Consider the following 9,865-nt stretch of genomic DNA (forward strand, 5'->3'; position numbering starts at 1 on the left):
GGCAAACCGTAGATGCCGCCGACAACATCAGATGAGGACTGAAGTCATCACTACAAACGTCCCGGTCAATCTGTTATGACCACCGTTGTCACTAGTAGGTTTCTACGTGCCAACGTTCTTGCTTCTTCAGCTCCTTTTGATAGGTAGACCAATCAACACCAAACTTGCTAGCAGCAACAGACATACCCTCATCAATGCCGCCTTCCATACCCTTGAGACCGCAGATGTAAGTGTGGGTATTTGGCTTTTGCAACAACTGCCATAGCTCATCAGCATGTTCAGCAATCCGATGCTGGATATACATCTTGCCACCTTGGGCATTTTTCTGTTCCCGGCTGATGGCATAGGTCAACCGGAAGTTATCAGGGAATTGTTGCTGCATGGCTTCGAGGTCGTCTTTGTAAAGGATATTGGGAGTGTAGGCAACACCAAAGAATAACCATGCTAGTCCCTTGAACTTATAGTCTTCGTGGGTTTCCTTGAACATCCGCCACAGAAAAGCCCGGAAAGGTGCAATGCCAGTACCTGTTGCCATCATAATAATGGTAGCTTCGGGATCATCGGGCAGTAGCATTTCTTTGCCCACAGGGCCAGTGATTTTCACCTCTGCCCCTGGTTGCAGGTTACACAGATAGCTAGAGCAAACGCCGAATACTTTCTCACCGGTTTCAGGGTGCTTATATTCGAGCTGACGTACACAAAGGGATACGGTTTTGTCATCGCCGCGATCGCCATGGCGAGTCGAAGCAATGGAATAGAGGCGGAGCTTGTGAGGCTTACCGTTCTTGTCGGTTCCCTCAGGGATAATGCCAATGCTTTGCCCTTCTAGGTAACGGAGGTTTCCACCAGAGAGGTCAAACGTCAGGTGGCGAACGGTACCTTCACCGCCTTCACGAACCAATTCTTCATTGGACAAACACTTACCGACAAAGGGAGCATTGGGTCGGTAAATATTTACAGGAATATCCTTTTTCTCTGCTGTCTGTGTCATAGGTTTCTCTGGTGCTACTGATAGAGGAACTTGGGATGACTGGTGTGCTGCATTCGATGGAGTAGCCTGTGGTACATCTCCTAGAGCAACCGCGCCGTCAGCATTCAAAGCTTGGATACTGACAACCTTGCCCCCCATGCGAGTAATCTGCTGCATGACCTCATTCATGCGGGCATAGGGTACGTTGATATACACACTGCCACTGCGACGAATAGAGTAATTCATGCGGCTATTTGCGCTATTTTGACGGAGGCCAATCACCTCATAGCGAAACATGCGCGCCCCAGATGGGGTAATAGCAGAGTTGGTTGCGCTTGGACTGTACATTCTGGTAACTCTCTCTTAAATCCAACCTAATTGAACAAATAAACCATAGGCGCTAGACTAGCGGCTTGCGGTTACACAACTTTAAGCATGACCTTTAGAGGCATAGCTCAAACATCTAGGATGTCTAACAAAGGTGACTGCTAACGTTAACGATATTGTGAATCTTCACGATCGTGAACAGTGTCAACTCACCTCAAACGTGATACTCAACAGCGATAGCAGCAGTTGATTCCTTACAGACAATCTCGCCTAGGATAACCTTACCCAGGGCAGCATCGCCTAGAAGGTTACTCAACTTCCCAAAGCTCTAGATTATTCCAGCTATGGCACCATCACTCAAATTTGTTAGACATCTCTTAAGTTTAGATGGGTTGGAGGCTATAAAGTTACTTCCCAGCGATTCATGCTAGGTGTACCCAGCTTCACCATCACACCTCCCAATAGTAATAACGGATTATCAATCAGAACAGTTAGTAATGCGAACAATACTCGTAGCCCTATGCTTGGAGCCTTTGTCATTGATGCGCATCACAGTTGCTCTAAGCTACTTGGTTTAAGTCCAGGAAAATGTCAATAATGCGTCAATTTCACTTTTTCTAAATGCCCGATTAACCGTAGGATAGTTATGGACTTACTTGTAAGTCCAAGTCAGTGGAACTTAAGGATCTCGATCTAGCGCCACATCTTGCTATGGCTTGGGTTGTAACGTCGTCATGGCCCTTGCATGTTGTTTATGGCGTTGAGCTATGGCTACATTTACAGCTACCCATGTAAGATGCGATTGCCTTGTATGAAGGGTTGTTACTCTGGTAGACTCTTTAACTAAGTAAGGATAAATGCCTATTCTTGCAAGTGGTGGGTTGTTGGCGATCGTGACTGGCACGGGACTGGTAACTGTTTCAGGATTGACTGCTAACGATTACTAGTGTACGGTGTCAGACCGAACAAGACTGAGGGATGTAGAGCAAGCATTGAGGTCTAAACCACCAGGGTTAAGCATGGACAGCCATTATTTATGATTGATTTGGGGACTCTATAGTTATGAAGCCAGACCGTGTAGTTTTAATCGGTGTCGCTGGAGACTCTGGTTGCGGTAAGTCAACTTTTCTGCGCCGACTGACCGACTTGTTTGGGCAAGATTTGGTAACAGTAATTTGCCTAGACGACTATCACAGCCTGGACAGAAAACAGCGCAAAGAAACCGGCATTACTGCTCTTGATCCCAGGGCCAATAATTTCGATTTGATGTACGAACAAGTCAAGGCTCTAAAGGAAGGCAAATCAGTTAACAAGCCTGTCTATAATCATGAAACTGGTACGATCGATCCACCTGAAGTGGTTGAGCCTAACCACATCATTGTGATTGAGGGACTGCATCCGCTCTATGATGAGCGCGTTCGTGAGCTGCTTGATTTTAGCGTATACCTGGACATTAGTGATGACGTTAAAATTGCCTGGAAGATTCAGCGGGATATGGCTGAACGGGGTCATCGCTACGAAGATGTTATTGCCGCTATCAATGCTCGTCGTCCTGATTTTCTGGCCTACATCGACCCTCAGAAAAAATATGCCGATGTCGTTCTTCAGGTGTTGCCTACCCAGCTCATCAAAGATGACAAGGAGCGTAAGGTTCTGCGGGTGCAGATGATTCAGCGAGACGACGTTCCGGGCTTTGACCCAGTTTACCTGTTTGATGAAGGCTCAACCATTTACTGGACACCTTGTGGTCGCAAATTAACCTGCTCTTACCCCGGCATGAGGTTCTTCTATGGCCCCGATGCCTACTTTGGACATAGTGTGTCGGTATTGGAGGTAGATGGTCAGTTTGACAACCTAGAAGAGGTGATTTACATCGAGACCCACCTGAGCAATACTTCCACCAAGTATGTTGGTGAGCTTACCCATCTCTTGCTACAACATCGTGAATACCCAGGTTCAAACAATGGTACAGGGCTGTTCCAGGTGTTGACTGGCCTGAAAATGCGGGCGACTTATGAACGATTAACCTCCAGAGAAGCTAAGATGGCGGTATCAGTGTAGCGTTTCTGCTATATCTAATGTCGCCTATAGTTAGAGGTTCGTACTTTGTCTCGTAAACTGTTAGCTCAGTTTAGGAAGTTGTTGCCGCTGTTGATGTTAGCGGTTGTTGGCTGTTCCAGTAACAGTGGGGGACGCTCGTTAGAGCAGGCTTTAGCTCCTGACCCGCAGCTAGAGGATGGCGCTGTAGTCTTCGGGCGACCTGTTGCTAATCAGTTATCGGCAGAGCTTCCCCAGGACTTTCCCAAGGAGTTGCCGCTGTATCCTGGGGCAACATTGCAGCAAGTTGTAGTTCCTTCCGGCGGTGCGGCCTCATCCGCAGGGAAGCTGACTCGCTGGCAGGTCAGAGACGGTGCTGATAACGTCAGTCGATTTTATCAATTGCAGTTTCAAGATGGTGGTTGGCAGTTGTTGGCTCCAGCAACCGCTAGGACGATCGCTGCTCAGCGAGAAGACTTGTTAGTTACCGTTACTGTTCTGCCGTCTGCGACTGATGCAGTTGCAACTAGTGCTGCAACTACGAGTTTTACGATCGAGTACAGTCGCATCGCTACGACAGCCTCGACTTCAGAGTCAACTATCTCTGTGAACTTGGGCGCTACGGCTGACTCTACCAGCAATCAACCAACAAAATTGCCTACAGTGCCTGCTAGTCCTATAACAGCCTCACCTAGCCCTAGCCCTGAAACTAGTAGTCAACTGTTTTCGGATCTAGACACTGTGCCGCCAGCCCTGCGTCAAGCGGTAATGGAAGTTGCTCAACTAGGGGTACTGCAACTGCAACCTACGGGTACAAAAGCTAATGATTCATCTAGTCTCACAGCCTTTGAGCCTGGAAAGTTTGAGCCTGGAAAGGTAGTTACCCGTCGAGACTATGCCCGGTGGTTGGTAGCAGCAAACAATCGTCTATATCGCGATCGCCCTGCACAACAGATTCGCCTGGGAACCGAGGCAAGCCAACCTATTTTTCAAGATGTTCCCCGTAGCGATCCAGACTTTGCAGCTATTCAAGGCTTAGCTGAGGCTGGTATTATACCTAGCCCACTGGCTGGGCAAGGATCGGCATTGTTTCGTCCCAACGATCCACTCACTAGAGAGCAAATGTTGCTATGGAAAGTGCCTTTAGATACTCGGCAAGCCCTACCAGCCGCAAACGTAGAGGCTATTAAGCAGACCTGGGGATTTCAAGATGCTAACCAAATTGAACCAAGGGCATCGCGAGCAGTATTAGCAGATTTTCAGAATGGCGACTTAGCAGTTATTCGGCGAGTGTTTGGCTACACGACGCTGTTTCGACCCAAGAAAGCAGTAACTCGTGCAGAGGCAGCAGCTTCCCTATGGTATTTTGGCTCACAGACAGAAGGGGTGTCGGCTGAACAGGCTCTTACATCATCATCTCCCTAGGGCATTAGGCGACCAATCATCCATTGGGCAATGCGACCTGTCAGAGTTTGTGGTTCCATCAGCGATCGCCAGAGCCAATGCTTGAATGTGATGATAATTTGTCGCTTCTTCAAGGGTAATGCTACAGATAGGCAAGACGGGGCAATCCACGACAGCACAGATATAGGATCCTGCCAAAGCTCGCTAAGGGAATTATGGAGATTGATGATTGTAGTTGCACCAATGACCACTAGAGGCACCAAGTTCAAAAGTAGCGACATAAAAGCAGCCGCATTGCTACGCAGGCAGGCCATGGCTTCCAGCACTAAACGATTGTGAGCTATAGCAATAGCTAGACAGTCAGGATGCTGCAACAATGCTTGGTCAACTTGGTTAATTACATCTCCGTCTAGGGAAAATACTGATCTAAGCACAAGCCGTCCAACCAGCCCCTCATTAGGCATTTTATTAGCAGGACTAGCATCCCCAACCCAAGTGCAGAAGGTGATCCCGGACTGAGCACGCCCAAATTCATCTAAGAGAGCCGATCGCCGTAACTCACCTACTAACTCCTTCGGAAGGCGTAGTGACAACGTCTGTGCTATGGGGCTATTTAAGAGAGCTACTACTGCTGCGGTCACCTGAAACACAAAATAGCCTGGTTCAGCCACAATGGTCACTGTAGCGCTACTAAACTCAGCCGTTGGCAACGCCATCGACTCGCGAGCAGGCACAAACTTGCATAAAAAGGACGATCGCGAACCGCAACTGGGATCAGGGCTTGCTTGACGTGTCATTCATGGGCAGTGTCACAACGTTAGCTGTACGATCCCTCATCGCGGATCTTACTAAATCAATCATGAAACCGAGCAAACTGTGCCATTGCTTCTCTCCTACAGCTACTCCCTGATGGTGAAGATCCATAATGACCTGCTTATGGGGATGCACTAGCAAGTTTTGGTGATAGCGATTGATGATGTCACCATCAAGCTGGATGATAGTCTGGGCATAGATCAGGTCAGTAGCAGGCGATCGCGGATTTCCTCCATCAAGGGCTGACATTAATTCACCCAGTTTGCGTAATCCTCTCAAGAACTCTGGATCAGCCATCAATGCGCTTAATAACAGGCCATCAGCAGGATTTTGGGGATTAGGGATGTGGTCGATCGGCTGATTTAGCCTGTTGGCAGCTAGCCGACAATGCATATCTAGCTTGTGCCGCAAACTACAGTATTGACTACGTAACTCCATATGATGAGGAATACCTACCTGCTGAAAATAGGTACCATCCCTTGGATCCATCGGTATTTTATACAGTTCACTGTAGGTTTCCTCCGGCACAAACTTCTCACCAGTGATTTGAGAAACCACCATGGTATTCACCTCTAGAGCCGTAATATCCAGCAGCACATCCCCCAAGGAGTTCAGAAACGCAGAAAATTTTCGCTCTAGTGTTGCCAGCAATCCAGGCTGACGAGGCGGGCGCGGACGTTGTGGCTGCTGTGCAGAAGATGCCATAGGGAAATTTCCATGAAAAGCTGTCTGATTTTACTGCGATCTGCACCAGTTACCTAGTGATAATGGCAGGTGCAACTATGGTGACAATAGGCACTCTGTCAACACAACTAGGCACTTAGCTGGGGAAATCAGCAAACGGGTTATCGTCATCTAGATTTGCAGTTGACACATTAGGATCTTCCGCTGTTGGGGTGGGAAAAATATCAGTGTTAACATCGCCGAACAGGTTATTAAGAGCAGTATCATCTAACTCCATCAAGTTGTGATCTGCTGTCCTAGATGGGCCTTCTTCCATCAAGGATGGTTCACCAAACAGAGATGAAACAGTATCTTCAATGCTAAGGCTGGGATCCTCAGCAGATAAACTTGGTACGTCTGTTGCAGGATGGATAGGCGCAGCGACAGCGAATTCCTCATCCACAAATAGTTGATTCAACTCGTCTATGCTCAGCTCTGGGGCGAGCGACGGGTCAGGTGAACTCGATGTTTCTGTATCAGCCAATGGTGTATCCCAGGGAGAGGGCATCACATCACCCTCTACGGAGGGCACAAATGTTGCAGTTGCTTCAGGCGGTTGGCTGAGTATGGCTTCAAACTCAGGCGGCATGGCAGTAGCAGCATCCGGATCGGATAACATCTCACTCTCAGGTTTCACGGCCGAGGGCTGCTCTAGCAATGGTGGCAGGTCTAGGTCTGAAGGCGCAGTTGTGAGGCTGTCGTCGCCATCGGGGTACGGTAGATCTGATAGGGGGGAATTGTCAGCAGGATCTGCAGTTGACTCAGAAGTACCGCTGCTGAGCAAAAAATCTAGGTCATTGGCATCAAAGCTTAGGGGGTCTAGGTCAACTTCCATTGGTTGTTCTGGAGATGAGGCCAGATCAGGCGACAGGTCAAGATTATCAAATGTGAATGGTGGAGTTGCGCCAAAATCTGTAGTACCTGCATCACTGGGGTTTGCTGGGTCATCCGCGTCAGTGATAGACACATCGGCAGCAACTGGCCTGGGGAAATCATCGGCAGTTGGGTTGTAGCTATCAACAAGACGGGGGCCAGGATTGTAGACATTAGGGTCAAGGGACAGATCAATAACATCCTGAGGATAGGGTGACTCAGTTTCAGGGAGCAAATCGGGAGCTTGACCAGACAGAGTTGGCTCGCTGACTGGAGACTCACTAGTAATTAAGCTGTCGTCGGTAGCATCAAATACGATCGGCTCTAGTGTCATGTTGTCATTAGAAACACCACCTAGCTCAGATAGAGGACTGTCTCCTAAGGGTGTGTTTTCAACAGTGGCAGACATTGAACCATCTACATCAGGGCTAGCTCCTGACCCCTCAATTAGGCCGTTACCCAGTTGAGGAGATGCACCAGTGTCACGATCGCCATCAAGGGTAAGTTGGTTCAAAGCGCTGAGGCTAGGAACCGAGGGGCTAACTTCTTCAACAAGAATTGGCTGTGGGGATGGGGATAGTGAAGTGTTGCTTGATTGAGTCGTTTCGTATCGACGCGATGTACCAACTGCTAATGTTCCAAACAAGTCTTTGAGTACTTGTAAATTGCGATAGATAATCTCTCGCCCCTTCTGAACCTGACTGAGGTGAAACTCTCTCAACTCAGCATAGGGGCCACTACTAAGAAACTGGCTACCCACCTCATTGTCGATCGTGCCATCAACAATGTTGATACGGGTCATCATTCGATATCCGGGTTTTGGTTCTTGAGGCGCAGTGGTACCAATACCCAAAGAATCGTCTACTGTAGGCATAACCCAAGTGGTGATTTTCAGCTCAATCAGCTCTGCTAGTGCTAATTTCAGTGCTTCACTGAGGTTACCTGCTTTGACGTATCGCTTAAATTCATCGCTGATGGCCATAACCGTTTCCTTGTAATTGCGATCGTGTGAATAGTGAAGTAGATACTGTCAACAACCGACACTCTGCTTGATGAAAGAATCTAATGGTAGAGATATTCTTCACGCCAAGTTATGAGTATTCAACGGTTTGTTGTGAAGTAGCTTTAGCAACTCACTGACTGTAATAGCACATTTTTCCTATAGAACGATGACCTCTGTGCGATCGCACAGGTTGACCAATTAATCACATTTGATAAATCTACGATAACAGCCAATCAATAGGCACTGCTAAAACTTCTACTCACTTTAGGAATTTTAGTTAGGATTTTTAGCTTGGCACACAAAATTCTTTTAATGTAATGCATTACGGGTTATCTGTTACTAAATTCTCTTCGTTGCTCAAGTGTCTGCCCAGCTAGACGTTGGCTAGGGATCATGGTGTTAACCGTTGGATACGTTTTGAGCACCCCCTGTCAAAATTGAGTTTCCATCCGTCAGATAGCAATCACTGGCAGTTTAGCGAATAGATCTTGACCTGGAAACAGACCACTAGCAACCACATAACCGACATAGAACCGACAGCAAGTAGTGCCACAACAAGGGACGATAATGTTATGACAGATTCTTTGTTTGCAGATGCTAGCCAGCGCCTAGGCAAGGCATTGAAATATGTATCGATTTCCGATGATGCGATCGAGCATCTGAAATATCCCAAAGCCAGTTTGGCTGTATCAATCCCTGTCCGCATGGATGATGGATCCTTGAAAATTTTCCAGGGCTATCGAGTCCGCTATGACGATACAAGGGGGCCAACCAAGGGCGGGGTGCGTTATTACCCGACAGTAAACATGGATGAGGTACAGTCGCTTGCCTTTTGGATGACGTTCAAGTGTGCGGCCTTGAATTTGCCCTTTGGCGGGGGCAAAGGGGGCATCTGCCTGAACCCAAAGGAACTATCAAAACTGGAGTTGGAGCGGTTAAGCCGGGGATATGTGGACGCGATCGCAGACTTTATTGGCCCTGATGTGGATATTCTGGCACCGGATGTATATACCAATGCCATGATCATGGGCTGGATGATGGATCAGTACAGCATTATTCAGCGTAAGATTTCTCCTGCTGTCGTCACTGGTAAGCCTATCACCATGGGAGGCAGTGTAGGGCGCGATACAGCTACAGCAAGGGGAGCTTTTTTCACGATCGCCACTATCCTGCCTAAATTTGACAAGTCTCCACAAGATACCACTGTCGCTATTCAGGGCTTTGGCAATGCTGGCGGTGCCTTGGCAGAGTTTCTCCATGCAGCAGGTTATCGGGTTGTAGCTGTTAGCGACTCTCAAGGCGCAATCTACGCTCCAGAGGGTCTAGATATTCCTAGCATTCGACAGTTCAAGCACATTGTGAAGGGTGTGCAAGCTGTTTATTGCAAAGATACAGTCTGTAGTGTCATTAACCATGAAACACTGACCAACGCTGAGTTGCTGACTTTAGACGTAGATATCTTGGTGCCTGCGGCGTTGGAGAATCAAATTACTGAAGCCAATGCCCATGATATCAAAGCACGTTTCATCTTTGAGGTGGCCAATGGCCCAGTAACTAGTGCTGCGGATGAGATTTTAGAGCAACGTGGTATTCAAGTATTCCCAGATATTTTGGTAAATGCAGGTGGGGTAACAGTCAGCTATTTTGAGTGGGTACAAAACCGTAACGGGTTGTATTGGACGGAGGACGAGGTCGATCGCAATCTCCAGCAACGT

At 47.9% G+C, this 9,865-nt stretch carries 7 protein-coding genes; 3 read left to right on the forward strand and 4 right to left on the reverse strand.

Features of this window, described 5'->3' with window-relative positions:
- Positions 1-91: 91 nt before the first annotated feature.
- Positions 92-1,318, reverse strand: a complete 1,227-nt coding sequence (locus tag NZ772_07470) for a ferredoxin-NADP reductase (protein ID MCS6813396.1) — start codon at positions 1,316-1,318, stop codon at positions 92-94.
- A 1,035-nt stretch (positions 1,319-2,353) separates the two neighbouring features.
- On the opposite strand from NZ772_07470, the gene NZ772_07475 reads away from it, so the two are divergent.
- Complete coding sequence (locus NZ772_07475) at positions 2,354-3,358, forward strand: phosphoribulokinase (protein MCS6813397.1); 1,005 nt, start codon at positions 2,354-2,356, stop codon at positions 3,356-3,358.
- 45 nt (positions 3,359-3,403) lie between these two features.
- A complete protein-coding gene (locus tag NZ772_07480; GenBank protein ID MCS6813398.1) occupies positions 3,404-4,759 on the forward strand; it encodes an S-layer homology domain-containing protein in 1,356 nt (451 codons plus the stop codon).
- Here the strand turns inward: NZ772_07480 and NZ772_07485 are convergent.
- The 3 genes from NZ772_07485 to NZ772_07495 form a co-directional block, all read right to left on the reverse strand.
- The gene (locus tag NZ772_07485; GenBank protein ID MCS6813399.1) at positions 4,756-5,535 is read right to left on the reverse strand and encodes a hypothetical protein; all 780 of its coding nucleotides are present in this window, start codon (positions 5,533-5,535) and stop codon (positions 4,756-4,758) included. The genes NZ772_07480 and NZ772_07485 overlap by 4 nt on opposite strands.
- Complete coding sequence (locus tag NZ772_07490; GenBank protein MCS6813400.1) at positions 5,513-6,256, reverse strand: hypothetical protein; 744 nt, start codon at positions 6,254-6,256, stop codon at positions 5,513-5,515. The genes NZ772_07485 and NZ772_07490 overlap by 23 nt, the downstream gene beginning before the upstream one ends.
- Positions 6,257-6,371: 115 nt before the next feature.
- Positions 6,372-8,129, reverse strand: a complete 1,758-nt coding sequence (locus tag NZ772_07495; protein ID MCS6813401.1) for a hypothetical protein — start codon at positions 8,127-8,129, stop codon at positions 6,372-6,374.
- A 593-nt stretch (positions 8,130-8,722) separates the two neighbouring features.
- Here NZ772_07495 and NZ772_07500 point away from each other — a divergent pair.
- Positions 8,723-9,865, forward strand: a 1,143-nt coding sequence (locus tag NZ772_07500) for a Glu/Leu/Phe/Val dehydrogenase (GenBank protein ID MCS6813402.1), incomplete at its 3' end; no start/stop codon positions are given.

The sequence above is a fragment of the Cyanobacteriota bacterium genome (genome assembly GCA_025054735.1).
Taxonomy (GTDB): domain Bacteria; phylum Cyanobacteriota; class Cyanobacteriia; order SKYG9; family SKYG9; genus SKYG9.